The sequence below is a fragment of the Frateuria sp. genome, from assembly GCF_035695185.1.
Taxonomy (GTDB): domain Bacteria; phylum Pseudomonadota; class Gammaproteobacteria; order Xanthomonadales; family Rhodanobacteraceae; genus Frateuria_A.
The window spans coordinates 1-25,521 of record NZ_DASSES010000206.1; the positions used below are offsets into that span (position 1 = coordinate 1).

Below are 25,521 nucleotides of genomic sequence, written 5' to 3' on the forward strand. Positions count from 1 at the left end.
CCTCCGTGCGAGGATTGTCCTCGCTTTGTGGTGTCCGAGAGAGCGGACCTAGCCCAACCTGACCCCGTTCGCCTGACCCCGTTCGCCTTCATCTGTTGCACTGCTACCGCTATATCGAGCTCAACCCGGTGCGCGTACGCATGGTCGGTGCTCGGGGCGACTACCGGTGGTCGAGCTACGGCGCCAACGCAGTAGGGGGGGCCTGGTAAAGCCGCACCCGAACTTCCTGGCCCTTGGCGCGGATTCGGAGACGCGACAGGCCGCCTACCGTGAACTGGTGAAGCAGGCCATCTCGGTGACGACCTGACAGCCATACGCCTCCAACTGCAGCGCCAGCGCGTACTCGGCAGAGAGCGCTTCCGTGCCGCAGTGGAGGCCCAGTTGGGTCGTAGTGCCGGTCCCGCGAAGATTGGGCGCCCGCGTAAAGCCGCGGAAAGAGCACTCTGACCCGCCTTTGCTGGTTAGACGCTGGGTTCCGTCTCCGGTTGTGGCGTCGTCGGCTGCGCGACGCCGAACAGATGCTGGTTCTTCAGAATCACGTCGCGAATGTAGAAGTCGAGCGCCACGAACACCACGCCAATGACGCCACCCAGGATCACGTTGAGCAAGCCGATGATCAACAATTGGCCGATGCCCTCGACCATGGAGGGCACCGACGGGTCGCGTTGCAGAATCAGCGGCACTGCGCGCAGCCTGCTGACGCCCGCGATGATGTTCCAGATGCCGGCGACGATGGCTACCAGCGTGATGCACTGAAGGATGCCCAGGACGATCCAGAGAACGCCTGAAGCCCGTTCGTAGTCGGCGATGCGGCGAACGATGACGTCCGGCTCGGTCGCGGAGGCCGGAGTGGGTCGGCGGGTATCCGGGGCTGGCGGCAGCGGGCAGCCGGCTTCGCGCAGGAGGTCGCCAAGCGGTCGCCAAGCGTGACCCTCGCACCATGCGAGGTCGTCCTGCCTGACGTGACCTTCCGCGAGCCAGGCCATCAATTGGTCGGGCGAATAGGGTCCTTGGTTCTGCCCGTTACGCAATATCCATATCGGCTTGCTCTGCATTGCCGCCCCCTGTGGCTTGGTAGTTATCAAACGCATGAAACCCCGTAATCCCTTTCGCCGCAATAGGATTTTGGCAGCGAGGCGGGCGCTCAGTCTTGCACCGCTTTTCGGCGCTCGGCATACTCGATCCCGCGACAACGCAATGTTGTCGCTAACCATAGGAACTGGGGGGAAAACGTATGAATTGGTATCTCGCCGTACTCAAGAAGTACGCGATGTTCAGCGGCCGTGCGCGTCGCAAGGAATACTGGATGTTCGTGCTGTTCAACCTGATTATCGTGGTCTGCCTCGCTGTCGTCCTTGGGTTGACCGGCACACATCAGAAGGGACAGCTCCTGCTCAATCTCTATCAGTTGATCGTGCTGATCCCCAGCATCGCGGTGGGCGTGCGCCGCATGCACGACTCCGACCATAGCGGTTGGTGGATCCTGCTGCCGATCGTCAACCTGGTCTTCGCCTGCACCGAAGGCACGCCGGGTGCAAACCGCTTCGGCCCCAACCCCAAGCTGGAGGCCCGGCCGGCCTGAGCCGTCGCCTGACAGGGCTCCGAAGATAATGGCACCCGTGGCCGTGCCACGGGTGTCTCGATTTGACCCGGGTTTCAGCCTGATCGGATCGGGACACCGCATGTGGTCGCGGTGCGCATGCCCTTTTTGGACGATTACCCAGGGCGTTTAGCGGGGACCGGTTCAGTTGTTCCGGCATTGTGGCTTGAAAAAGTCGGCCGACCGGATTCACTTCATCACATCCGGCGGTTCGCTTGTTACTGCAAACAGGGGAAACAAGGAAATGGAAACCGTAGCCGATCCGACGAGCGCCGCCAGTGACGCGTGGTATTACGCGGACAAGGGCGAACGTAATGGCCCTTGCAGCAAGGCCGATATCGAGCAGTTGATCCGCAACGGCACGATCAAGCGGACGACATCGCTTTGGTCCGGCGCCGGTGCCTGGACGCCGGCCGAAGAACTGTTTGCAGCGATGTTCGCGCCGCTGCCTGAGTCGGGACCGCCTCCGCTGGCCAGCGAGGATGTCGACAACCGCTTCGTCTGGGCGGTGGTCGCCGTTCCGCTGGTCGGCGTTCTCATCGAGTTGCTGGCATCGCGGGAGCTGGTCTGGCTCTATGTCGCAGCCAACGTGATCTGCTGCGTTCTCGACGAGCGCAAGCTGAAGTCCGCCGGACACAAGGTGCCCGCCAGTTGGATGACCGTGCTCGTGCCGGTCTACCTCTGGCAGCGCGCCAGCCTTCTGAGCCAGAAGAAACACTACTTCTGGGCGTGGATTGCGGCATTCCTGCTATCCACGTTCATCGGCTGGGGCGGGAATGAGGCCAACCTGGAGGCCTCAGCCTGCCCGGTCGTCACGCAGATCGTACAGCGGCAGTTCGGGGGGGGGGCGGCCTGCAAGTCGGTCAGCATCGACGAGGAAGTGTCCGATGGGTTCTACAGGGCGACCGCCACGCTGGACAACGGCAACGATCTGAGCATCACGATCGAAAAGAAGGGCGACGACCAGATCTACGTGCGCATTCCGTACGACCAGTAGCCATGAAGCCGCAGGCGGTGGTCCCATCACCTCCTGCGGCGCGACCTCCAAAGGGGACGGTGTGAGGTGGCCCCGGCCTTCTTTTGGACACGAGGCACTGGGTGCCAGTGAGCGCTGCTGCGGCTGCAGGCGGGCTACGACCTCGAAGTAGCCCATCGTGCGCGCGGCAAGGTCGTTGAGCGGATCACGCGCATTGCCGCGTGAGCAGGAGGGCCGCGAGAGAAATAGGTGGCAAAAGGGCCGGAGGGACCTGCGGCGCCGTTCGCCTCGCAGAGAAGGGGCGGAGGGAATTAAACCTGCCCCCAGGCCGCCTGGGTCCCGTGGCAGCCACGACATCACACGTGGCTGCGCCCCGCACCTCCCTCGGTACTTCCGGCACACTCCCCAGGCTGCAACAAGGTCTAGCGTCCCCGCAGCGGATCATCACGATCCACCGCGGAAAAAGGGGCCTCATGCCAACCATGGACCGCCGCCGGTTCCTGAAACTCTCCGCCACGCTGGGCGCGGCGCTGGCCCTGGGTTGCACACCGGTGCGCCCGTCGTCGAGCGGCTGGCGCGAGCGGCGGGAACTGTATCCGCAGGGTGTCGGCTCGGGCGATCCGGACGACAACAGCGTGCTGCTCTGGACGCGGCGCCCGTATGCGGATGCGCGCACGAGCGCCACGTTGCGGGTCGAGGTGGCGGAGGATCCGGACTTCACGAAGGTGATCGCGACCACGGCGGCGCGGGTGTCGGCCGCGTCCGACTGGACCTGCCGGGTGCTGGTCGGCCAGCTGACTTCGGCGCGCGAATACTGGTACCGCTTCGTGGACGAGGAGGGCAACGGCAGCCGCATCGGCCGCACGATGACCGCGCCCGGCCCCGACGATCCGCGCCCGGCGCGCTTCGCCTTCGTCAGTTGCCAGGACGTCTGCGAGGGTGCCCTGAACGCCTACCGGCGCATGATCTTCGAAGACGAGCGCGCCGCGCCCGAGGAGCGGATCGGCTTCGTGCTGCACCTGGGCGACTTCGTCTACGAGGTCGTGCAATACCCCGACCAGGTCAAGGACGGCCATCGCTACGACCGCCGCATCACGTTCCCGGTCCACTACCCGACGGGCAAGACGGTCGCCAACGACCGTTACTGGGTGCCGGCCTCGCTGGAGGATTACCGCGCCCTCTACCACGGCTATCTGCGGGACCCGGATCTGCAGGATGCGCGTGCGCGTTGGCCGTTCGTGGCGGTGTGGGACAACCACGAGTTCTCCTGGCAGGGCTGGCAGTCGATCCAGGAATTCCCCGGCACAGCAGGCTTGGTTCCCGCGCAGACGCTCAAGGTCGCGGCCAACCAGGCCTGGTTCGAATACCAGCCGGCGCGAGTCGCGGCGCCGGGGGCCCGCCTGGATACCTTCGTCGCGCCGCACGTCGTCGATGCCCCCGTCACGGCGTTCGATGACGACGGGCTCGGGCGCGAAGCCAACAACCTCGCCGCCATCGACAGCCTGATCGTGTACCGCGCCCTGCGCTGGGGCCGGCACATCGACCTGATCCTCACCGACCAGCACAGCTTCCGCTCGCGCGACCCCGGCTCGCACGAGGAGCTCACCCCGCTGTTCGAGGGCGACGCCCTGGGCTGGGTCCCGGAGGAGCTGGCGATGCAGCTCGACGCGGGCCGCGACTACGCCGATGGCCATCCGCCCGCGAAGCTCTCCTTCCGCGGCAAGCGCGTGGCCAACTACCGTGCCGCCGAGGCTGCACAGACCTTCCTGGGGGCGAAGCAGAAGGCCTGGTTCCTCGAGCGCCTGCGCGGCGCACAGGCCACCTGGAAAATCTGGGGCAACTCGCTGGGCACGCCCGACTGGCGGGTGGATCCGCAGCACTTGCCGCCTGCGCTGGGCTCATGGTCCGGCGCAGGTTATGCCGTCATGGCCACCGGCGACTGGGGTGGCGCGTACCACGAGCGCGCCGAGATCTTCGACGCCGTGCGCGATGCCGGAATCACCGGGTTCGCGATCGTCTCGGGCGACCGCCACAGCTTCTGGGCGGGCTACGCGGCCAAGGCCCTGCCGCCCGCCGCATTCGAGCCGGTGGGCGTCACCTTCGTGGGCGGCTCGCTCATTTCCCCGGGGATGCTGGAAGCCTCCGAGCACAACCTGAGAAAGGACGACCCGTTGCGCCCGTTGTACGTCGCCAATCCGGGCGACGGACCCACGCAACCCACGGTCAATTTGCTGATGCACCATGGCGTGCGCTCGGCGCTGGAGTTCGCCAGGAGCGGCGACCTCGCGAAGGCGCACGCCGCCAGCAACCCCGACCTGGCCCCGCACCTGACCTTCGTCGACATGGGTGGCCACGGCTACGCGACCGTCCGCGTCGACGCCAGCACGATGGTCACCGAGTTCGTCTGCATCCCGCGCCCGATCGAGCGCAGCTCCAGCCCCGATGGCGGCCCGCTGCGCTACCGCGTCCGCCACGAAGTGCCGCTGTGGCAGGCCGGCGAGCGGCCGCGGATGCGGCAGACGGTGGTGGAGGGCGATCCCGGTCTGGCGGTTTGACGGCCTCGTTGGATGCGGCTCACAGCGGCCCGGGCTCACCGCACTCGATGCCGCTCAAACCTGCTTCCCCGGCCTCGCGCTCGATCAACGCCTTGCCGGCGTCGTTGACGTAGATCCTGACCGGCGCCGTGCGCGGATCCTTGAACACCAGCGGTTCGGGCGGAACGGCGGATTCGTCGAAGACCTCGCGGGCGATGCCGCCATCCCCGAAGGTCGCCGACCGCCCGGCATCCACGCAGGCGATCACGCGCGTGACGTTGTAGAACCAGCGCGGTTCGCCCTCACAGTCGAGTTCGAGCAACTGGCCCGACCGGAGCAGGAACTCGCCCAGGGCGGCCCGTGCCTTCCCGTCCAGGACCAGGGCTCCGGGAACCAGCAGGCCGACGTTCGCATGCGGCTTCTGCACCTTGCGGCGCTTCTCCACGTGGAATGCCACCCGGGGCCGATCCGGCCAGTGCTTGGGTGCGCCGGTGGCGTCGAACACGTCCTCCTCCAGGTCGTCACGATCGACCGGCACCAGCATGGCAAAGCCGTTGGGCGTCGCGCACCTCAGTTCCCAGATGGCCATCGGTCGTCCTCTCAGCGGCGAAATGTATCGATGAGCAACTGCTGCCGGATGAAGGCGCTGCCTTCCCGCCGCCGCATCGGCGGCAGCGGCGCCGCGCAGCCGGGCGTAGACGGCGGCGAAAAACCGAACCAGCGTGCAATTTTCCGACAGGCTGGCGCCGGCTGAGCTGGCAGCCGGGAGGCCGCCGCAGGCTCGAGCATCTTCCAGGAGACTGCTTACCGGCGCGATGCACGAGCTGTCAGTCCGCAAGCCGCTCCACGACCAGGTCCAGCAGCGCACGCAGCCGTGCCAATCGCCGCATGTCCCGGTGGTAGCCCAGCCACGTCTCGCGTGTCGGCGGCTCCTCGCCGAGGTCGATGCGCTGCAGGCCGGCGACCGTGTCGCCCAGCGGGCGGGGCAGCACCGCGATGCCGGCGCCCTGCGCACACATCCGCGCCTGGACGGCGCGGGCGTTGCTGCGGAAGGCAACGTGCGCGTTCGGCAGCATCCGCTGCAGCCAGGCCACATCGGGCATGGTGCTGAAGGCGATGTCCATGGTGATCAGCCCTGCGCCGGTGCCGTCGCCGGCGCGCGGCAGGGGATGGTCGGTGGCCAGGTAGACGCCGTACGGCATGCGCAGCAGCCGTCGCGACACGACGTCGGGTTCGTCGAACGGTGCGATGCGGAACGCCAGGTCCGCTTCACGGCGTGAGAGGCTGAAGAACCGCGCGTCGGTGAGCAGTTCGACCACGACCCGCGGGTGCCGCGCCGAGAAGTCGGCGATCACCGGCGTCAGCAGGTATTCGGCGAACCAGTCCGACGCGGTAAGCCGCAGCATGCCCTCCAACTGGCCTTCCTGTCCGCCGAGCTGGCGCTGCAGGGCGAAGGCCTCCTCCTCCATGCGCTCGGCGTGGTGGAGCACGGCGGTGCCTTCGTCGGTAAGCACGAAGCCGCCCTTGGTCCGCTGGAACAGCTTGTGCCCCACGGCCAGTTCCAGCGCCTGCAGCCGTCGGCCCATGGTCGGCTGGGTTTGTCCGAGCTGGCGTGCGGCCGCGCCGAGCGTCCCTTCGCGCGCGATGGCAAGGAAAACACGCAGGTCGCTCCATTCCATCGCGGGTACCTCGGGGTCGGGCCAAACCAGCGCCGCGAAGGCGCGTCCACGCACCATGCAATTGTGCATGGATCGCATGCGCTTATCTGGATTTCGGTGGAGGGCGGGCCGGCGTAGCGTGGCGTCACCTCATCGCAGCGCCGAGTCCGACATGAACACATCCTCCTCCATGCAGGCCGCCGTTCTGGAAACCCACGGCGCTTCGTTCCGTCTGGCATCCGTGCCCCGGCCGGTGCCGGCGGCGGGGCAGGTGCTGGTGCGCATCATGGCCAGCGGCATCAATCCGCTGGACCTGAAGATCCGCGCCGGTGCGGCGGAGCACGCCGGCCATCCGCTGCCTGCCATCCTGGGCATCGACATGGCCGGGATCGTCGCTGCCGTCGGCCCGGGCGTCACCTCTTTCCAAGTGGGTGACGAGGTCTATGGCATGACCGGCGGCGTGGGTGGCGTGCAGGGTTCGCTGGCCGAATACGCGGCAGTGGACGCCCGCCTGCTGGCCCTGAAGCCGACGCACTTCACCATGCGCGAAGCGGCCTCGCTGCCGCTGGTCTTCATCACCGCATGGGAGGGGCTGGTCGATCGCGCCGGCGTCGCTGCGGGTCACACCGTGCTGGTGCAGGGCGGCGCCGGCGGTGTCGGCAGCATGGCGATCCAGATCGCGCTCGCCCGCGGCGCGCGGGTGTACGCGACCGATGCCGCGGCGCGCGCCGACATCGTCCGCCAGCTGGGTGCCATACCGATCGACTACGCGCAGATGCCGGTCGAGGAGTATGTCGCCACCCATACGGCCGGCCGCGGCTTCGACGTGGTGTTCGACACCGCCGGCGGCGCGAGCCTGGATGCCTCGTTCAAGGCGGTCGCGCGGTTCGGCCATGTTGTCAGTTCGCTGGGCTGGGGCACGCATGCGCTGGCGCCGCTCTCGTTTCGCGCGGCGACCTATTCGGGCGTATTCACCCTGTTGCCGCTGCTGACCGGCGAGGGCCGGGCGCACCACGGCGAGATCCTGCGCGAGGCCACCCGCCTGGCCGACGCGGGCTTGCTCAGGACGCTCCTGGATGCCCGCCAGTTCGATCTCGATGCGGTCGGTGCGGCCCATGCGCTGCTCGAGCATCGGGAGGCCCGGGGCAAGGTCGTGGTGTCCATCGGCTGAAGCGCCTCCCGGTAAGCCGGTGGCGCGTTCCCGCGCCGGTCTGTCTCCCTGGGGTCGGGGAACCGGGCGACTGCCGGTGGCCGAGCTGCGGCGCCAACGCCGGAGGATTGCCGGACCGCCTGCTCATCCGGCTTTTCCTGTCGCTCGGAGCCGATCCGGAGACACGGCAGGCCGCCTACCGCGAGTTGGTGAAGCAGGCCTCTCCGCCGCCTTTGGACCGCGGAAAGTGCACTCTGGCCCTTTGGACCCGCCTTTGGGCGGCGCAGCCTACTGCCCGTTGTTGCCCGCGCTGCCCGTGGCCGGCTTGATCGTGAAGCGCCCGAAACCGACACCGATATCCCAGCCGTTGCCGGTGCCGCTCAACGCCATGGTGACGCTGCCTTTCGACATCACGGCGGTGCGCGCGCTCTTCGCTGCGCCTACGTGGGCGGAGGCCATGGCGTAGTCGCCGAACACGTCCTGCATCGTGTTGACGTTGGAGAAGGTGGCCTGGCCATCGGTGATCTTGTACTTGCCGACGGTGAGCCCGCCACCTTTTGCGCTCAACTTGACCGGCACCGTCTTCGTGCCGCAGGTCAGCCTGCCGGAGCCGCTTGCGGTCTTGTAGACGGCCGACCACCCGGAAAGGGTGAACTCCATGTGGCAATTCTCCTGGGACCTGGACATGTCGTCCGCCGGGGCTGCCGCGGCAGCGCCGCACAGTGCCAGCCCGAGTACCGACGCGAGGGCAGCGCATGGGATGCGTGCTTTCATGTTTTCTTCCTCCTTCGTGTTGAGAACGGTGCGTTCGTCCTGCCCGCAAACCGACCCGTTACCTCACCGCGTGGAGGCTCGATGAGACCTGAAAAGGGGCCGACGCTCGACACCACCGAACGACACTACGCCGCCCGCAATGAAAGGCAGGTCAGAAAAGGGGCACTGCCGCCACGGGCCGGATGAGCAGGCAACCGGCGTGCGAACAAAGGGATCAGAGCCTGAGGTTTTCCCTCTTCACGCCCGAGTCCTCACCTGACCAAGCACGGAGGCTGGAGGGCCGTGGGCGTTCCAGCCACAGCGATACCCGTTTGCATGGGCCTCGCCCGGCCCCGTGCCTCACGCCCGACTCACGTGGCCGACCAGCCAGGCGATCACGAGGCTTGCAACCCATCATGGTCGCCGGGACCCGCCAGGCCCGTGGCAGGCTCCTGCCGCCGCACCGGTTTCCATTCGACGCGAAGAGCCCCGGCCCCTCAGGGCTTCACGAACCGCAACGTGATCCGGTCCGATTCGCCGATTGCCTTCATCTTCGCGTGCTCGCCGTCCGGGCCGGCCAGGTCCGGCAGCAGGCGGTGCACGTTGACGTCTTCCGGGTCCCTGGGGTTGGCATTGATCTGCGCCACGCCGTCGAGGCGGAAGCCGGTCTTGAGCGCCAGTGCGATCAGGTAGTCCTCGGGAATGCGGTGCAGGGCCTTGGAACTCTGCACGGCGTCGGCAGACGGCCTGGCGCGATGCTCGACCACGCCGAACACGCCGCCGGGCTTGAGCACGGCGAAGGCGGCCCGGAATGCCGCGGCCAGCGCGGCGGGGCTGTCGTTGAGCCAGTCGTGCGCATTGCGGAAGGTGAGCACCATGTCGGCGGAGCCGGCGGCACCCAGCTGCACCTGTCCGGGTGGCGCGAACGGCACGCTGCCGGCGACATGTCCGAAGATCGCCGGCTCGGCCTTGAGCCGGGCGGCGAACCTGGGCGATGCGCCGGCTTCGATCAGGTGACCGTTGGCGGCCAGATATGGGGCCAGGATCTCGGTGTACCAGCCGCCGCCGGGCGCCAGCTCGATCACCGTCATGTCCGGGCGGATGCCGAAGAACTGCAGCGTCTCGACCGGATGGCGATAGCGGTCGCGCGCCTTGTTGGCGGCCGGACGCCAGTGGCCGTCGACCGCCTGTTGCAGCGACAGGGTGCTGCCGGTTGCGCCGGCGGTTTCGGCCCGGGCGCCACCCGGCAGACACAGCGCGGCGGCCAGCAGGATGAGCCATGTGCAGGTCCGATGGAACATGCTTCGATCCTCCTTCCGGGGAGCGCAAGGCTACTCTGCGACCGGCAAGGCGGCGTGGACGCGGCGGCGGGCCGGCGTCGCCCTCCGCGCAACTCCGACCTGCCTTTGCTCTTTGCTCCTTGGGTCGAGACGGGCGGGCAGCTCCTGGAAAGGCGGCGTGTCCCGCAGCGAGCCGGATCGCTAGCGCTACCGCGCCGGCCCGGCTTGGCCCTTTTCCGCTTTTCCGGATACAGGCAGACCCATGCGACGAACCAGATCGCGGAAGCGGGGCGAGCCGCGCAGGTGGTCCAGCGCGGGGTCGTTGAGCCACCCCGACATCTTGGGCTGGCGTTCCCGCGAAGCGCGTTCGAGCCACTGCAGCGCATGGACGTCGTCGCCGAGCATGGCGTACGCATGCACGATCAGGGGAATGTTCGGCTCCTTGTCCGACGAGTTCGGCGGTTCGAGAAACCGGATTCTCTGCTGCAACGCGCCTGTATACCCCGACCGCCTGTACGCCTGCTCGACTGCCTCGGCGCGTTCGGTCTGTTTGTTCAGGACGAGGGACCGGTGGTACTGCGCATAGGCCTCGGCGAACATCTTCTTCTGCTCGAACACATACCCCATGAAGTAGTTCCACAAGCCCAGGTCCGGATGCATTTCCAGGCTTCGGCGCAACTGGCGCATGGCGTCGTCGTAGCGGCGCGCGAGGTAAAGCATGATCCCCAGGTTCGCATTGGATCCAACGGAGACGGGGTCGAGATCAACGGCGCGTTCGTCTTCCTTCACGGCCTCGTCGAGCTTGCCCATCGAGGCCAGGTAGGCCGCATACCCCTCGTGCGCCAGGGCGTAGTTGGGATTGAGCGCCAGGGCCCGCTTGAACTCCCGTTCCGCACCCGGCCAGTCCCCGACGTAGAGGCTTACGCCGGCCAGCGCCTGGTGCGCTTCCGCGAGGGACGGATCGAGTTGCAGCGCCTTGAGGGCGGCCGCCCTGGCCCTGGGAAGAGCCTCCTCGTAACTCAGTGAGCCGCCTGCCAGGGACAGGTAGGCATCGGCGACGCCGGCATACGCCAGCGCGTAGGTCGGGTCGATGGCAATGGCCTTCTGGAAATAGTCGAGCCCCCGTCGCGCGTTGTCCCCGCTGGCGAAACGTTCAGCCGGGATCCCGCTCGACCAATAGCGGCCCCGCAAATAGTCGTCATGCGCCTGGGGGTTGATGGCGCGACCCCTCAGATAGTCGTCATGTGCTTCCGGATCGATGGCACGCTCGACGGAGAGCCCGGCGCGTGTCAGCTTGACCCCGACGGTCGCCGCGATATCGCGCGAAACGTCGTCCTGCAGGGCGAGGACGTCACGCAGGTCACGTTCGTAGCTGCGGGCCCACAGGTGGCGATCGCTGGCCGCTGCAATCAATTGCGCGTTGATGCGCACGCGGTTGCCCGCGCGCAGTATGGTCCCTTCGACCACCGCGTCGACGCTCAGCTCGTCGGCGATATCACGCAGCGGCTTGCGGGAGCCCTTGTATTGCATCGCCGAGGTCCGCGAAACCACGCGCAGCGATCCGATGGTGCCGAGTTCGGTGATCAGCTCGTCGGTCATTCCGTCGGCGAAGTACTGCTGCTCCTTGTTGCCGGAAAGGTTCTCAAACGGCAGCACTGCCAGCGAGTGGATGGCAGGAGGGGTTCCTTCGACAGGCTCGGCGGCTGGCGCAAGGTAGAGGTAGGCCGCAGTGCCGGACGCCAGCAACAGAACCGCCGCGAACGCCGCCATGACGACCGCTCGGGACGGCAGGCCATGCCACCCGGCCGAAGGTGCCTGGCCACTCCCGGCGCCCGCGGCTGGGGACGCTACGCGGGGGGCGCACCGTTCCTGCACGGTGGCGATGAAGCGGTACCCGCGCTTGGGCACGGTCTCGATGAACCGGGGGGCTCCAGTGGTGTCACCGAGCGCCTTGCGCAGCAGGGAGACGTTGTGCGCGAGCGCGACTTCCTCGACGACGCTGTTCGGCCAGAGGGTCCTGAGCAGCTCGTCCTTTTCAACCAGCCGCCCCTGGTTGCGGACCAGCAGCAGCAGCGTATCGAAGGCCTTCGGGGCAAGTGGCACCACGTTTCCGTCACGCACGAGCCGCTTCTCGGCCGGCGCCAAGATGAATCGATCGAATTCGTACGCGACTGGGTGGGCGTCGGACATCGCGGGTCCTGACCGGAGATGTGTTCGATCCGGTCGATTTTCAGTCAGAAAATTCCAGCGTTCTCTCAAGCTTTTCCAGGGGCGAGAGGCTTACATCCCCTGTGCGTAGGCAATGTCTGCCACGCGGTTTCACCTGGCGTGAAATCTTCGGAAAACCGGGAGAGGAACATGAACACGATCTTCCGTTCCAGCACGTTTCGTGGATGGATGGTGACGGCGCTCGTGGGTGCCTTGGCCGCGAGCGCGAGCGTCTACGCCGCCCATAACAACTCAGAGAGCAAGGTCGTCAGTTTTGCGGATCTCGAGATATCGACTCCGGCCGGCGCCACCGAGCTGTACGGCCGCATCGATGCTGCGGCGGCCAGCGTATGCTCGTACTTCTGGTTCCGGTCGAGCGCGGCCGAGGCGCGTTGCATCCACGACGCGATCGCCAACGCCGTGGCCGACGTGAACGAACCCGCCTTGATCGCCGTATACAACCTGAAGAACAGGAAGCCGCTGCGAGGCCGGAGAGGCACGGAATCGCTGCTCACCTTGCGTGGCGCGGCCGGCCACTAGAAACCAGTGGCGTCGCGATGTCGCCGCCGGCGACGTTCCCTGCGTTGAGTGGCGGGTCGGGTTTCCGGATCCCCCGAGCCGGAGCGCGGCCAGCGGCGCTCTGGCCCGACCGCCTTACTCAGGCGCATGCCGCGCGAGCCGCAGGGCCTGAAGGACCGCCTTCACCACCGCGTCCGGTTGATCGATCTGGATGTCGTGCGAGGACTCCGGAACCTGCACCAGCGTGCCGCGAGAGGAGCTGGCCAGGATCTGCGCCTGCGTGCGGGCACGCGCTTCTTCGAGCCCCTTGCGGTCACGGGGCAGGGCGTCGGCATAGGTGTTGGCGGCGGACAGCACGATCAGGGGTGTCGCGCCGTGCGTCTCCCGTGCCGACACCGGCTGCCGGAACACCTCGGCATTGTTCTCGAGTACCGAGAGCACGGTGTGCCAGAACGCCGGCTTCGACTTGTGCGCCAGGCTCACCGCATTGAGCCGGGCGCTGGCAAGCGGATCGCCACTGGCCAGACAGTGAGCCAGGGCGGGCGAGGTGGACGGCAGTGCGCGCTTTTCGGCGGCCGCCTCGCACTGGTGAAGAAACGCGAGCCGCTGCACGGACATGGCGTCCTCGTCCTTTTGCCAGGCGGGCGCGAACCTGGCGACGGCCTGCGCGGGCGGATCGACCAGCACCAGTGCGCTCACGTCCGCCGGGTAGCGACTTGCATACTGACGGACGATGTTGCTGCCCAGCGAATGCCCCACCATCACCAGCGGGGTCCTGAGGCCGGCACGCCGGATCAGTGCGTGCAGGTCCGACACATCGGCACCGAGATCCCGCGGCAAGGGGCCCTCGCTGCTGAAGCCATAGCCGGCCCGGTCATACGCACAGACGCGGGCATGGGAGGCCAGCAGCGGCTGCACTTTGAACCAGGTGGAGGAGTCGGCGATGGCGCCGGCCTCGAGCATGACGGTCTGCGCTCCGCTGCCCGTGCAGCGCAGGTTGAGGTGGCGGCCATGGCCGAGGTCGACCAGCTTCGCCGCGTGCGCATAGCTGTCCGGTATGCGTCGTGGCGTGGCAGCGTGGCTCGCGTCAGTGGCCCGGGCCTGGCCAAGCACCACGGCCAGTAAGAGGGTGCTGCCCGCTTTGAGGTACGTCCTGTTCAAGGCCTGTCTCCTGTCGATGGCCCGGGCCGTGGCGCCGGGCAGGCTCTTCATCGACTCGGGGAGGCGCCAGGAAGTTCAGGGGGCCAGGGCCGTTGAGCGCGGCAGGGGAGCGGTGCATGCGGCCATGCCGCCGACGCGCGGCGACTACCGCAGCCGGTGCGAGCGGCCTCCACCGGTGCGCCAGCGCGCCTGCCTTCCCACCGACCGCCGGCCAGCAAAACCGGCCCGGAGGCGTCGGCGCTGGACCGGTACCAGCGCTTTCGGAATGTGGTGGCCGATGGGCCTCAACATCCGGGCTGCGCGACCGTCCCGTCCATCGGCGACGCCGATGGTGCGTTCGGCTTTTTCCGTTTCCGCGGGTGTGCGGGGCAATGCCATGGTGTTCGCCACACATGGTTTGGAGAGAGTACGCATGAACGTCCGGGACGCGAAGATCCTCATCGTCGGAGGCAGCTCCGGCATGGGTCTGGCCGTGGCGCAGCGCTGCCTCGAGGCGGGTGCCGCGGTGACCATTGCCGGGCGCAGCGCGGAGCGCCTGCAGGCGGCTCGCGCCACCCTGCAAGCGCCGGCGCGGCTGCAGGCGGTCGAGGTCGACATCGCGCAGGAAGCCCAGGTGGCCGCGTTGTTCGCGCGGACGGGCACACTGGACCACATCGTCAGCACCGCCGCCGATATCCGCGGCGCCTACCAGCTGCTGCCCGCGCTGGACCTGGCGGACGCGCAGCGGGTCGTGGACAGCAAATTCCTCGGGCCGCTGCTGCTGGCCAAGCATGGGGCGCCGAAGCTCGACGCCGCCGGCTCGCTCACCTTCACCTCCGGTGTCGCCGCCTATCGGCCGGCCGCGCGCGGCAGCGTGGTGGCGGCGATCAACGCGGCACTGGAAGGGCTGGTGCGGGCGCTTGCGGTCGAGCTCGCGCCCCTGCGCGTCAACGCCGTCTCGCCCGGCTGGGTGGATACGCCGATCTGGTCGGCGGTGGCGGGCGACGCCAAGGACGCCACGCTCGACGCGATGGCGCAACGCCTGCCGGTGGGGCGCATCGGCCAGCCCGCGGACATCGCCGACGCCATTGCCTTCCTCATGGGCAACGGATTCACGACGGGCACGGTGTTGCATGTGGAGGGAGGCCATCGGCTGGCGTGAGCCCGAACGTGGCGCCGGCATGGTCGAGCACGCGCCGGAGCGCCGGCGCCAGGACGCGTTGCCGGCGCCAGAGCATCAGCAGCGAGGCCGAGGCGTCGGGATCGAGCCAGGGCATCGCCACGAGTTCGCCGCGCGCGAGTTCGGCCGCCACTGCCAGGCGCGGCACCAGCCCCATGGCGAAGCCGGCCATCACCAGGCGCGCGATCGCGCGGATGCTGTCCACCTCGGCTACTGGGACGGGGGCGGCGATGCCGGCGCGGGCGAACGCCGCGTCGAACAGGTGGCGATAGACGCACCCCTTTCCGGTCACCACGAAGCTTGCGGATGCGAGGGTCTCGGCCAGGTCGCCGCGGGTGGCGGCAGCGCCTGGTGCGGCGATGAGCACCAGCGGCTCCCTGAGCACCTCGCGCCTGGCCAGCCGTGGATCGGACCCGCCCCGGTCGAAGCAGAAGGCCGCGTCGAGCGCGCCGCTGCCCACCGCATGCAGCAGCTCGCCGGTGCCCATCACCTTCAGCTTCACCCCGATCTGCGGGTGCGCCTGCCGGAAGGCGGTCCATCCACGACGGCAGTCGGGTCACGGCTATCGTCTCCAGGGCGCCCAGCGTGACGGCGCCGGTCTCCCGGCCGGCCGCTGCCGCCACCGCGGCCCTCGCCTCGTCGACCCGCGCCAGGATCTCCTGCGCATGGGCGGCGAGCGCCTCTCCCGCCGCCGTCAGCCGCAGGCCCTGGCGCGTGCGGGTGAACAGCCGGGCATCGAGTTCCGCCTCCAGCGACTGCAACTGGTCGCTGACGCTCGACTGCGCCAGGTGCACTTCCTCGGCCGCGCGGGTGACGTTGCCACGGCGCGCTACCGCCAGAAAGGTTCTGAGCACTCTCGGGTGCATGCATACGTCCGGCTGCCGTTCGATGGCGGGATGTTCGCCGAAGAAGCCGGTGAAGGCCAACGCGGGAACGGCCGCGGTGCAGCCTGATGGCCTATTGCGCGATAGCGAGACGGACCGGTTCGCTGCGGTGCGGCCGACCGGGCGGCCGCACCGTTTGCATGCTCCCTGGCGGCCTTCTGCCTACAGCGTGATCGGCTTGGCGCCGGCCGCCTTCAGCCGCGCGTTGAGGTCGGCCAGGTCGCGGCGCTTCAGCTGCTGCCAGGCCTCGACCGTGGCATCCAGCGTCTTCGACAGGGTGGCATACGAGGCCTTCGCGTCCTGGCTGGGATCGGCATCGGCGCCGTCGACCGCCTGTTCGAGCTTGGCCAGGTTCAATGCCAGGGCGCGCAGGCTGTCGGTGCGCTTCGGCGGGGCGCCGATCGTGTTGCGCGGGTCGGGATGCGCCTCCACGCCGGACAGGTCCTGCGCCTTGTCCATCAACGCCGCGACCTGGGCATGCAGCGTGGTCTTGGGCACTGCGTCCAGTGCCTTCAGCAGCTTGCCCGCTTCGGTGCTGGCGCGGGCGGCGCGTGCCGAGGCTTGTTCCACCTTGCGCGCCAGTTCGAACTCGCGTTGCAGCGCGGCCGTGGGTACCTGCACGCGCGGATCGGCCTTCAGCTGCAAGGGCTGGCGGTAGCGCCGACCATTCACCCGCAGCTCGACGGTGTACTGGCCGGGCGGCGCCCAGACGCCGCTTTTCTCCTGCGAACTGTCGGGCTGGGCGGGCAGCTGCGACGGATAGCGCAGGTCCCACACGAAGCGATGCATGCCCGGCGCGGTGGACAGGCGCATCGGTGCCGGCAGCCATTCCGGTGCGACGGCGAGCTTGGCCGGATCGGGCTTGCTCACCGGCTCGGCACTGCTGAAGCTGCGCACCGGCTTGCCCTGCGCATCGAACACGGTGAGCGTCACCGCGCCCTTCACCGCCTTCGGCAGCACGTAGTCGATCATCGCGCCATCGGGCGGGTTGGCCGCCATCGGCTCGTCCTTCGGGAATGGCGTGCCGGTGAAGCTGGCCAGGCGCACGCGGATGGCATCGGCCGGCTTGAACAGGGTCGCCGTGTCCGCCTGCAGGCCAGCCATCTGCCGCAGCGCGCTGACGTTGTCCATGATCCAGAAGCCGCGGCCGTGGGTGGCGATCACCAGGTCGTCGCCATGCACGTCGATGTCGCGCACCGAGGTCATCGGCAGGTTCTGCTGCAGCGCCTGCCAGTGCGCGCCGTCGTCGAACGAGACGTACATGCCCCGTTCGGTGCCGGCGTAGAGCAGGCCGCGGTGCCGCGGATCCTCGCGCACCACGTTGACGAAGCTGTCGCGGGGGATGCCGGCGTCGATGCGCGTCCACGCCTTGCCGCCGTCGGTGGTGCGGTAGAGGTAGGGCGTGTCGTCGTCCAGCCGATGACGGTCGATCGCCAGGTAGGCGGTGTCCGGGTCGAAGTGCGATGGCTCGATGCCGGCGACCTTCGACCACGGCGTCAGCGCCCGCGGCGTGACCGGCTGCCAGTGCGCGCCCTCGTCGTCGGTGCGCCAGACCAGGCCGTCATCGGTGCCCACCCACAGTGCCTTGGCGTCGAGCGGCGAGGGGGCGATGGTGTAGATCACGCCACGGCGCTTGTCGACGTGGTTGTCGTCGGCGGCGGTGGGGGCGTCGAGGTTGGCCGGCACGCCGGCGTCCTCGCGGGTTAGGTCGGGGCTGATCGGCGCCCAGTGGTCGCCGCCGTCATCGGTGCGGAACAGGCGCTGGTTGGCGAAGTACAGCACCTTGTGGTCGCGCTTGGAGAAGGCCAGCGGCAGCGTCCAGGCGGCACGGTAGTGCGCGGCGGGGTAGGCGAGGGTGGGATCGACGCTGCGGGTCTGTTCGGTGCGGGTGTCCAGCTTGTCGACCCGGCCGCCGTAGACGATATCCGGATCGTCGGGGTCCGGCGCGATCATGTCGCTCTCGCCGCCGGCGGTCACCTCGTGGAACTGCTCCATGGTGATGCCGTCGCCGTTGCCGGTGCGGCTGGGCAGCGCGACCGCGCCGGAATCCTGCTGCGCGCCGTAGACCCAGTACGGGAAGCGGTCGTCGGTGCTGACGTGGTAGATCTGCGCGGTGGGCTGGTTGTACCAGCTGCTCCAGCTCTTGCCGCCGTTGAGCGTGACCAGCGCACCCTGGTCGACGCCCAGGATCTGCCGGTCCGGATCGGTCGGGTCGATCCACATCTGATGGAAGTCGTCGCCGGTCGGATCGCCCTTCAGAGCGATGAACCGCTTGCCGCCGTCGTCGGAGCGCAACACGATGGTGTTCATCACGTAGACGCGGTCGGCGTTCTTCGGGTCCACCGTGAGCCGGCAGAAATACCAGCCGCGCTGCCAGATGCGCTGGTCGGAGGTCAGGTGCTTCCAGTGCGCGCCACCGTCGTCGGAGCGGTACAGGCCGCCTTCGCCGGCCGGTGCGTCCACCAGCGCGTAGACCCGGTCCGGCTCGCTCGGCGCCACCGCGATGCCGATGCGCCCGGGATGGGCGGCGAAGCCGTTGTCCTGCAGCTGGCTCCAGTGCTCGCCCCCGTCATGCGATACGTACAGCCCGCTGCCCGGGCCGTTCGAGGGCGGGTAGACGCTCCACGGCGGGCGGCGGGTCTGCCACAGCGCGGCGTAGATCGTGTCCGGATCGCCGGGCTTGAAGGCCAGGTCGATCGCGCCGGTGTCGTGGTCCTTGAACAGCACCTTGCGCCAGCTCTTGCCGCCGTCGCGCGAGCGGAACACGCCGCGTTCGGCGTTCGGCCCGTAGGCATGGCCGAGCGAGGCGGCGAACACCACGTCCGGGTTGCGCGGGTCGACCAGCACGCTGGCGATCTGCCGGCTGTCCTCCAGCCCGATGTGCGTCCAGTGCCGGCCGCCGTCGGTGCTCTTGTACATGCCGTTGCCGTGCGCGATGTCCGAACGCATGTCGGCTTCGCCGCTGCCCACGTAGAGCGTCTTCGGGTCGGACGGCGCCACTGCCAGTGCGCCGATCGAACCGACCTTCTCGTCGTCGAAGATCGGCTGCCAGGTGCGCCCGGCGTCCTGGGTGGCCCACACGCCGCCATCCACCGCGCCGAAATAGAAATGCCGGTTGTCGCCGGGCACGCCCGCCACCGTCAGCACGCGCCCGCCGCGGAAGGGTCCGATCAGGCGCCAGTGCAGTCCCTGGTACAGCGCCGGATCGACGGAAGCCTGTGCGGCCAGCGCCGTCGTGATTCCGAGGGTGAGCAGGGCGAGGCTGTGGCGCAGACGCATGGGTGGCTCCGGAGTCGGCAGGCTGAAGCGAACGATCTGCGCACGTTGCCGGGCGGGATTCAAGAGCAGGAAGTCACGGGGCCCTCGGCGCGCGCCGCGCTTGCGCCACGTGTAGCCTTGTGGGGCTGTGGCGTGAGGCGGGACCGGCCCTCGGTGGGCGCCATGCAAGCTCGCTCGTCGCGCGCGCTGGATTCGCCGCATCGCCTGTCTTCATTTGCCGGCCCGTCGGCCGATAAGGCGGGGACGCGTTTCAAGCAACCGGATCGTGGCGGATGCGGCCCGATTCGACTCGGTATCTCTACTCCAGGTTTCCCGGATGCCCGCGCAAGATCCCAACGATCGTTACGTCCGCATCGCGGTGCTGGTCATGCTTTCGCTGGCGCTGCTCGCGGGCGTCTGCGCGACGGCCATCCATTGGATCGGCCCGGCCCGCCAGCCCATGGACCTCATCGTCCCGCCGCTGGCCAGCTTGCTGTTCGGCGGCCTGATCCTCGCACTGCTGCGGCGACCGGCATGGGTGCTCGGCGTCACGCGGATCGCGCTGGGCGCCTCGGCGCTGGCGCTGATCGCGCCCGCGTGGCTCTACACCGTGCAGGCGAGCCTGTCGCCCGAGGTGCGGTTGATCGACAACCTGCCACCGGTCTCGTCGCTGTTCGTGGTGTTCCTCGCGATGCTGATGATCTTCATCCCCGGGCGGCGCGCTTTCCTCGCCGCCGCGCTGGGCTGGGTGCTGATCGCGCTGCCGGTGCTGCTCTACCTGTTGAGTCATCGCCAGGAACTGTGGACGCCCCGGGGCCGGGACCTGGTGATGGCGTACGGGCCGGTCAGCATCATGGTGGTGGTCCTGCTGCCGGTGCAGCGCGGATTGAGGGGCAAGATCCGGCGGCTCGCCTCCGAGCGCGACATCATGGAAGTCATGCTGCACCGGGATCCGCTGACCGGCGTGCAGAGCCGCCTGCTCGGCGAGCGGGTGCTGCGCGAGGTCCTGGCCGACCGCGCCGCGGGCGGGGTCGTCATGCTCGACCTCGACCGCTTCAAGACGATCAACGACACCTACGGCCATCCCGTCGGCGACAGTGTCCTGAAGGCAGTGGCGGCCGGCTGCGAGCGACTCCTGCGCGCGAACCAGTGCATCGCGCGTTGGGGCGGCGAGGAGTTCCTGGTGATCGTGCCCGACGTCGATGCAGTGGCCCTGCAGCGCGTGGCCGAGCGGCTGTGCGCGGCGATCGCCGCCGTGCCGGTGGCCCCCGTGCCACAGGTCACCGCTTCGCTCGGCACCACCCTGCTGCAGTCCGGCGACACCCTGGACACGGTGCTGCAACGCGCCGACCTGGCGCTCTACCGTGCCAAGGAGCTGGGTGGCAACCGCGTCTGCTCCGCCGAGGGGCAGGGCACGGGTCTGGCCGGCTGACGATCGACGTTGGAGCGGGCTTCCCGTCGTCGGCGCCGGGCACGAGCCGGCCGGTGACCGCTTATAGTCACGCCCATGAATTACACCCGTGTCGCCCTGATTTCCGACCTGCACCTGTCGCCCGCCTGGCCTGGGCTGACGGATGTCCTGCTGCGTTTCCTGGCCACGCGGGCGGGTGAGGCGCAGGCGGTCTTTCTGCTCGGGGACGTGTTCGAGGCCTGGGTGGGCGACGACGACGATGCGCCCTGGCTCGGGACGGTTGCCCGGGGGCTGCGCGAGCTTGCGGCCTCGGGGACGGACGTCTGGTTCATGCACGGCAACCGCGACTTCCTTCTCGGGCAGGCCTTTGCCGCCCGCTGCGGCATGCGGCTGCTCGACGATCCGACGCTCGCCGTGCTGGGCGGCGTGCCGACGCTGCTCTCGCACGGCGATGCCCTGTGCACGGACGAGACGGAGTACCAGGCGTTCCGCACGCTCAGCCGCACCCCCCAGTGGCAGGCGCAGGTACTGGCCCGCCCGCTCGCCGAGCGGCGTGAGCTGGCCCGGCAGATGCGCGGCGCGAGCATGCAGGAACACCAGCGGCGCGCCGGGGCAGGCGAGGCGCCCGGCGACGTCGCCGACGAAGCGGTAAGGCAGGTCCTGCGCGACACGGGCGCCGCGCGACTCATCCACGGCCATACGCATCGCCCCGGCGTGCACGAGGTGCCGCTGCCGGGCCGGACGGCCGAACGCATCGTGCTGGCCGACTGGCGGGACGGGCAGGGCGAGGCGCTGTGGATCGGCGCCGAGGGCAGCTGGGCGCGGGAGACGTTGCGGTGACCGGCCCGTCCGGTGACGCCACCGGTCGCCGCCGCCTCCGCGCCTTGCCGCCATCGCTCGAATCGGTGGCCCATCGCCTGCGCGATCGGCGCATCGATGCGGTCGTCGCGTCGTTCAAGGAGAACCGCGGGGCGCCACGGCGGGTCGTGTGGATGCTGCTCGTTTTCGCATGGACGGTGTTCTGGCTGCGTGCCGCGCCCGAGCAGCCGGGCGGCACGCTGTGGATCGAAGCGCGTCGCGCGTTGCCGTGGGCGGCGGGCTTGCTGCTGTCGAGCATCGCCTGGGCAGGCTGGGTCTGGGCACAGGACCGGCCCACGAGCGAGCGTCAGGACAAGATCGCGGCGCTGGCGGATTACGCGGCGATCTTCCTTCTGCTCAAGGCCGGATGGAACCTTTCCATCTCGCTGATCACGCTGCTGCCGCTGGCGACCATCGTGGCCGGCGCGCGTTTTTCCCGCCGCATGTTCCATGGGGCGATGCTGCTGTCGGTGGTGCTGTTGTTCTTCGCCGCTCCGCCGGGCTACTGGACCGCCCGTCCGGCGTTCGTGCCATTCGCCCTCGTCTTGCTGGTGGGACTGCCTTTCACCGTCCACCGCCTGCTGGCGGCGCTCTACGCCGTGTCGGCTTCCGCGGTCGATACGCGCGATGCGCAAGCGCGCCTGACGGCCATGATTTCGCATGAGCTGCGCAATCCCCTCAACGCCATCACCCACGCCTCGGCGTTGCTCGAGGTCGACACCCTGCCCACCCGGGCGCAGTCCCTGGTCCATGCCCTGCATGCCAACGCGAAGAGCCTGTCGCAGAGGGTGCGGCAGGTCATGGACATGGCCGCCCTGGACAACCGCCAGCTGCGGCTGGAAAGCAAGCCGTTTTCGATGGACGACGTGCTGATCGCGGTCCGTGCGATGATCGGTGGCATGGCGGCCGAACGCGGCGTGACGCTGGAGGTGTCCCGCTCGGGCGTGGCCGATGGCTGGCTCGGCGATCCGGGACGCCTCGAACAGCTGGTCAGCAATCTGGCGTCGAATGCGGTGAAGTTCACGCCCGCAGGTGGCCGCGTGCGGATCCGGGTGACGCCCGATGGCGAGGTGGATCCGGAGGGGCGCGTGCCCGTCTGCATCCAGGTGAGCGATACGGGCGTGGGCACCCCCGCGCAGGACAAGCCGCACATCTTCGAGCCCTTCGTCAAAGGCGCCGCGCACGCATCACGAGGCCATGGCCTGGGGCTGGGCCTGTTCATCGTGCGTGGCCTGTCGGACGCGATGGGTGGGCGGCTCTCGGTGGCCGACGTGGCAGGCGGCGGCGCGGCGATCGGCTTTCACATTGCACTCCGGCCGGTGCCGGCCGGACAGGCACTGCACCGGGGAGACGATCTGCAGGAAGCCCTGCAGGTGCATCGAACGACATACCTGCCGGTCCGCTGCCTGATCATCGACGACAGCGGGGCGAACCGGGATCTGGCCAAGCTGTTGCTGGGCGCCGCCGGACACGCGGTCGACGCCGTGGCGAGCGCCGAGGAGGCAGCCTGCCTGATCCGCGAGCGCGCACCCGAGATCGTCTTCCTCGACCATCAGCTGCCCGGCGCCACGGGGCTGGAGTTCCTGATGGACCTGCGCCAGCAGGGAATCGAGGTCCCGGTCGTCATGCTCACGGGCGAGGACCAGGCCGATGTCGAGCGGCGCGCGCTGGAGGCAGGCGCCGCGTGCTTCCTGCTCAAGCCGGCGCAACCGCACGAACTGCTGGCGGCGGTCGCCACCCACTGCGGGCGGTTGCGCGGCTCCGGCTCGATACCGGGGTTCGTGGTCAACTGAGCTGGTCCCGGCGCTGGCCCGTGTAGCTGGTCAGCGCCGGGCAGGTGGTGGAGTGGACGCGCCGCGGGTCTTCAGGCCGCGCCTCAGTCCGATGCGAAATCGATACCGGTGATGCCGTGTGCCTTCACCAACGCCAGCACGCGTGCGACATCGTCGTACGACGCTGCATCTCTGGCATGGAGCTCGACATGGGGGATCTTCGCCGCATCGTCGCGGCCCGTGCCTGCGGCGATGTCCAATTGCGCCGCCAGCACGGCATCGCTCACCAGCCTGCCATTGAGGAACACCATGCCGCCCGGGTCCACCGTGACCCGCAACGGTTCGGTCTTGTCGCCGGATGTATGGCCGGCGACGGGCAGGTCGACCCGGTTCTTATGGGCGACGACCTGCGCGGAGACCATGAAGATGATGAGCAGCACCAGCAGCACGTCGACGAGCGGGGTGATGTTGATGCCGGCGATGGGGGACGACTCGATCTTCGCAGGGAAAGCCATACTTCCTCCTGGCGTTTTCGATGTGGATTCAGCCCTGGTGCCGGCACAGCTGGGGACTGCCGGCGGTCCGACTATGCCGTGCCGAAGGGGACTTCCCGCAAGGGCCGGCGCGGGCGCATGATCGACGGATCGGTTCGTTCGGCCCTGGAGCCTCCCGGGGGTCTCTGTTGCTGAGCGTGCAATCGGGATGGCCGGCGGGCGGCGCGCGATGACGCATCCTGGGGCGGTCGTGGGCTAAAGGGGTTGCGCGGCGCTGCAGGGAATCAGCGGGCCATGTTCTTGTTTCCCTCCGCAAGCGCGGCAAGCGCATGCTCGGTCACGGTCCGCCGCAGCTGCCTCAACGCCGGCGACTCCGGATCGCCGGCCGCATGCAGGCAGACATCCACGCGCGGCAACGGCGGCAGCCCGTGCCGACCGTCCAGGCGGATCAGGCCGGGCGGGATGCCGGCGCTGGTACGCAGGGTGATGCCGAGCCCGGCGGCCACGCCGGCCCACAGGCTTTGCAGGCTGGACGTGACGAAGGCCGCGTGCCAGGCCTTGCCGGCCTGGTCCAGCGCCTCGGTGCCGGCCTTGCGGAAGAAGCATGGCGGGCGGTAGAGCGCCAGTTCGATGACCGGGCTCGCGCGCAATCGCGCGGTCGCGTCCGCGGCGCCCACCCATGTCATCGGCAGGGTCGCGAGCCGTTCGGCGTCGGCGCGCCGGGCATGGCCCATCGCCAGCACCAGATCCAGCTCGCCGCGATCCAGCCGTTCCAGCAGCGCGCCGTTGCGCTCGACCTCCACGTCCACCCGCACGGCCGGATAGGCCTTCTTGAATTGCCCCAGCGCCGCCGGCAGCCAGGATTCGGCAAAGTCCCCGGGCAGGCCGAAGCGCACCGCGCCGCCGACCGCGGCGCCGTACACGGCATGCACCGCTTCGTCATTGAGCGCCAGGATGCGCAGCGCATACGCGTGCACCCGATCGCCCGCCTCGGTCAGCACGACCCGGCGCCCCTGCTTGCGGAACAGCGGCTGGCCCAGTTGCGCCTCCAGCTTGCGCATCTGCTGGCTGACCGCCGACTGCGAGCGGCCCACCCGCTCGGCGGCGCGGGCCAGGCTGCCAAGGCGAAGGATCGCGGCCAGGGTGCGCAACGCATCCATGTCCAGGTTGGGTCGTTGCATGCTGAAGTATTTCCGATGGATGGGCGTCGAATTATTCCATTTTTCGAAGCGTCTGCCGGTCCTAGGATGCGAGGCGCCCCGCCGAAGGGCGGGCGCTCCCACGTAATCCCCGGAGGAAAACCACGCATGCGCATGCATCCTGCAGGAGTTCGTCTTTTCGCCACGGCCTGTCTGGTCGCCGGCCTCGGCTCGACGACCACGGCCCTGGCCAGTGGCGCCACCGCGCCTTTCCCGCTGGCCGGCACCTGGACCTTGCAGGCGGCCGACGCGCTGCATCCGGATGGCTCGCGCACCCGCGACTACGGCGCCGCGCCCAAGGGCCTGCTGATGATCGACCGGCAGGGCCACTATTCGCTGCAGATCTTCCGCGCCGAGCGCCCGCGCTTCGCCGCCGATGCCAAGGCCAAGGGCACCGCCGACGAATACCGCGCGGCGGTCATGGGCTCGAGCACGCACTACGGCACGGTCGAACTCGACGCCGCGCGGCACCAGCTCGTGTTCCACATCGAGGGCGCCTCCTTTCCCAACTGGGAGGGCCAGCAACAGCGCCGCAGCTTCGAGCTGCACGGCGACGTGCTGAGCTACCGGGTGCCGCCGCGCCCGGACGGCAACGTGCCGATCTCGGTATGGCGGCGGAGCGGGGCTGGCGGCCGATGAGCCTTCAA

20 protein-coding genes and 2 pseudogenes are annotated in these 25,521 nt (G+C 68.8%); 10 read left to right on the plus strand and 12 right to left on the minus strand.

Annotated elements, in window-relative coordinates:
- Positions 1 to 461 precede the first annotated feature (461 nt).
- Positions 462 to 1,055, minus strand: a complete 594-nt coding sequence (locus tag VFH59_RS16770; RefSeq protein WP_325166057.1) for a DUF5362 family protein — start codon at positions 1,053 to 1,055, stop codon at positions 462 to 464.
- 179 nt (positions 1,056 to 1,234) lie between these two features.
- Here VFH59_RS16770 and VFH59_RS16775 point away from each other — a divergent pair, with 179 nt between their 5' ends.
- The 3 genes from VFH59_RS16775 to VFH59_RS16785 all read left to right on the plus strand — a co-directional run bounded on the left by VFH59_RS16775 (position 1,235) and on the right by VFH59_RS16785 (position 5,131).
- Entirely contained in the window at positions 1,235 to 1,582 is a 348-nt protein-coding gene (locus VFH59_RS16775) for a DUF805 domain-containing protein (RefSeq protein WP_325166058.1), read from the plus strand.
- A 184-nt stretch (positions 1,583 to 1,766) separates the two neighbouring features.
- Positions 1,767 to 2,597, plus strand: coding sequence for a DUF4339 domain-containing protein (locus VFH59_RS16780; protein ID WP_325166059.1), 831 nt, complete (start codon positions 1,767 to 1,769; stop codon positions 2,595 to 2,597).
- 452 nt (positions 2,598 to 3,049) lie between these two features.
- Positions 3,050 to 5,131, plus strand: a complete 2,082-nt coding sequence (locus VFH59_RS16785; protein WP_325166060.1) for an alkaline phosphatase D family protein — start codon at positions 3,050 to 3,052, stop codon at positions 5,129 to 5,131.
- 19 nt (positions 5,132 to 5,150) lie between these two features.
- Here the strand turns inward: VFH59_RS16785 and VFH59_RS16790 are convergent, their stop codons facing one another.
- Both VFH59_RS16790 and VFH59_RS16795 read right to left on the minus strand, forming a co-directional pair.
- Positions 5,151 to 5,948 carry a hypothetical protein gene (locus VFH59_RS16790; protein ID WP_325166061.1) on the minus strand — a complete coding sequence of 266 codons (798 nt, stop codon included), beginning with the start codon at positions 5,946 to 5,948 and terminating at the stop codon, positions 5,151 to 5,153.
- Positions 5,938 to 6,867 carry a LysR family transcriptional regulator gene (locus VFH59_RS16795; RefSeq protein ID WP_325166062.1) on the minus strand — a complete coding sequence of 310 codons (930 nt, stop codon included), beginning with the start codon at positions 6,865 to 6,867 and terminating at the stop codon, positions 5,938 to 5,940. Before VFH59_RS16795 ends, VFH59_RS16790 begins: the two co-directional genes overlap by 11 nt.
- A 73-nt stretch (positions 6,868 to 6,940) precedes the next feature.
- Between VFH59_RS16795 and VFH59_RS16800 the strand changes: the two genes are divergently transcribed.
- Positions 6,941 to 7,939, plus strand: coding sequence for a zinc-dependent alcohol dehydrogenase family protein (locus VFH59_RS16800; RefSeq protein WP_325166063.1), 999 nt, complete (start codon positions 6,941 to 6,943; stop codon positions 7,937 to 7,939).
- Positions 7,940 to 8,206: 267 nt separating this feature from the next.
- Here VFH59_RS16800 and VFH59_RS16805 read toward each other — a convergent pair whose 3' ends face one another.
- The 3 genes from VFH59_RS16805 to VFH59_RS16815 form a co-directional block, all read right to left on the minus strand.
- Positions 8,207 to 8,692 (minus strand): hypothetical protein, encoded by a 486-nt coding sequence (locus VFH59_RS16805; protein ID WP_325166064.1) that lies wholly within the window; start codon positions 8,690 to 8,692, stop codon positions 8,207 to 8,209.
- A 476-nt stretch (positions 8,693 to 9,168) separates the two neighbouring features.
- Positions 9,169 to 9,972 carry a hypothetical protein gene (locus tag VFH59_RS16810; protein WP_325166065.1) on the minus strand — a complete coding sequence of 268 codons (804 nt, stop codon included), beginning with the start codon at positions 9,970 to 9,972 and terminating at the stop codon, positions 9,169 to 9,171.
- A gap of 186 nt (positions 9,973 to 10,158) precedes the next feature.
- Complete coding sequence (locus tag VFH59_RS16815) at positions 10,159 to 12,141, minus strand: winged helix-turn-helix domain-containing tetratricopeptide repeat protein (RefSeq protein WP_325166066.1); 1,983 nt, start codon at positions 12,139 to 12,141, stop codon at positions 10,159 to 10,161.
- Positions 12,142 to 12,309: 168 nt separating this feature from the next.
- Between VFH59_RS16815 and VFH59_RS16820 the strand changes: the two genes are divergently transcribed.
- Positions 12,310 to 12,699: a UrcA family protein gene (locus tag VFH59_RS16820; RefSeq protein ID WP_325166067.1), complete on the plus strand. Its 390-nt coding sequence runs from the start codon at positions 12,310 to 12,312 to the stop codon at positions 12,697 to 12,699.
- 114 nt (positions 12,700 to 12,813) lie between these two features.
- Here VFH59_RS16820 and VFH59_RS16825 read toward each other — a convergent pair whose 3' ends face one another.
- Positions 12,814 to 13,839 carry an alpha/beta hydrolase gene (locus VFH59_RS16825; RefSeq protein WP_325166068.1) on the minus strand — a complete coding sequence of 342 codons (1,026 nt, stop codon included), beginning with the start codon at positions 13,837 to 13,839 and terminating at the stop codon, positions 12,814 to 12,816.
- A 412-nt stretch (positions 13,840 to 14,251) separates the two neighbouring features.
- On the opposite strand from VFH59_RS16825, the gene VFH59_RS16830 reads away from it, so the two are divergent.
- Positions 14,252 to 14,980, plus strand: coding sequence for an SDR family oxidoreductase (locus VFH59_RS16830; RefSeq protein WP_325166069.1), 729 nt, complete (start codon positions 14,252 to 14,254; stop codon positions 14,978 to 14,980).
- Here VFH59_RS16830 and VFH59_RS16835 read toward each other — a convergent pair.
- The 3 genes and pseudogenes from VFH59_RS16835 to VFH59_RS16845 all read right to left on the minus strand — a co-directional run.
- A pseudogene (locus VFH59_RS16835) lies at positions 14,931 to 15,518 on the minus strand (LysR family transcriptional regulator substrate-binding protein); the annotation flags it as partial. The gene VFH59_RS16830 and the pseudogene VFH59_RS16835 overlap by 50 nt on opposite strands.
- A gap of 220 nt (positions 15,519 to 15,738) precedes the next feature.
- Positions 15,739 to 15,864 (minus strand): annotated as a pseudogene (locus VFH59_RS18530) (helix-turn-helix domain-containing protein); the annotation flags it as partial.
- A gap of 180 nt (positions 15,865 to 16,044) precedes the next feature.
- Positions 16,045 to 19,161, minus strand: a complete 3,117-nt coding sequence (locus VFH59_RS16845) for a hypothetical protein (protein WP_325166071.1) — start codon at positions 19,159 to 19,161, stop codon at positions 16,045 to 16,047.
- 316 nt (positions 19,162 to 19,477) lie between these two features.
- Here VFH59_RS16845 and VFH59_RS16850 point away from each other — a divergent pair, with 316 nt between their 5' ends.
- From VFH59_RS16850 to VFH59_RS16860, 3 genes are all read left to right on the plus strand, one after another.
- Positions 19,478 to 20,572 carry a GGDEF domain-containing protein gene (locus VFH59_RS16850; protein ID WP_325166072.1) on the plus strand — a complete coding sequence of 365 codons (1,095 nt, stop codon included), beginning with the start codon at positions 19,478 to 19,480 and terminating at the stop codon, positions 20,570 to 20,572.
- Positions 20,573 to 20,647: 75 nt separating this feature from the next.
- Positions 20,648 to 21,391, plus strand: a complete 744-nt coding sequence (locus tag VFH59_RS16855) for a UDP-2,3-diacylglucosamine diphosphatase (protein WP_325166073.1) — start codon at positions 20,648 to 20,650, stop codon at positions 21,389 to 21,391.
- On the plus strand, positions 21,388 to 23,202 hold the full coding sequence (locus VFH59_RS16860) for a hybrid sensor histidine kinase/response regulator (RefSeq protein ID WP_325166074.1): 1,815 nt from the start codon (positions 21,388 to 21,390) through the stop codon (positions 23,200 to 23,202). Before VFH59_RS16855 ends, VFH59_RS16860 begins: the two co-directional genes overlap by 4 nt.
- 83 nt (positions 23,203 to 23,285) lie before the next feature.
- On the opposite strand, the gene VFH59_RS16865 is transcribed toward VFH59_RS16860, so the two are convergent.
- Complete coding sequence (locus VFH59_RS16865; protein ID WP_325166075.1) at positions 23,286 to 23,696, minus strand: ExbD/TolR family protein; 411 nt, start codon at positions 23,694 to 23,696, stop codon at positions 23,286 to 23,288.
- A gap of 263 nt (positions 23,697 to 23,959) precedes the next feature.
- Entirely contained in the window at positions 23,960 to 24,856 is an 897-nt protein-coding gene (locus VFH59_RS16870; RefSeq protein WP_325166076.1) for a LysR substrate-binding domain-containing protein, read from the minus strand.
- A 126-nt stretch (positions 24,857 to 24,982) separates the two neighbouring features.
- Here VFH59_RS16870 and VFH59_RS16875 point away from each other — a divergent pair, with 126 nt between their 5' ends.
- The gene (locus VFH59_RS16875) at positions 24,983 to 25,513 is read left to right on the plus strand and encodes a lipocalin-like domain-containing protein (RefSeq protein WP_325166077.1); all 531 of its coding nucleotides are present in this window, start codon (positions 24,983 to 24,985) and stop codon (positions 25,511 to 25,513) included.
- Positions 25,514 to 25,521 lie beyond the last annotated feature (8 nt).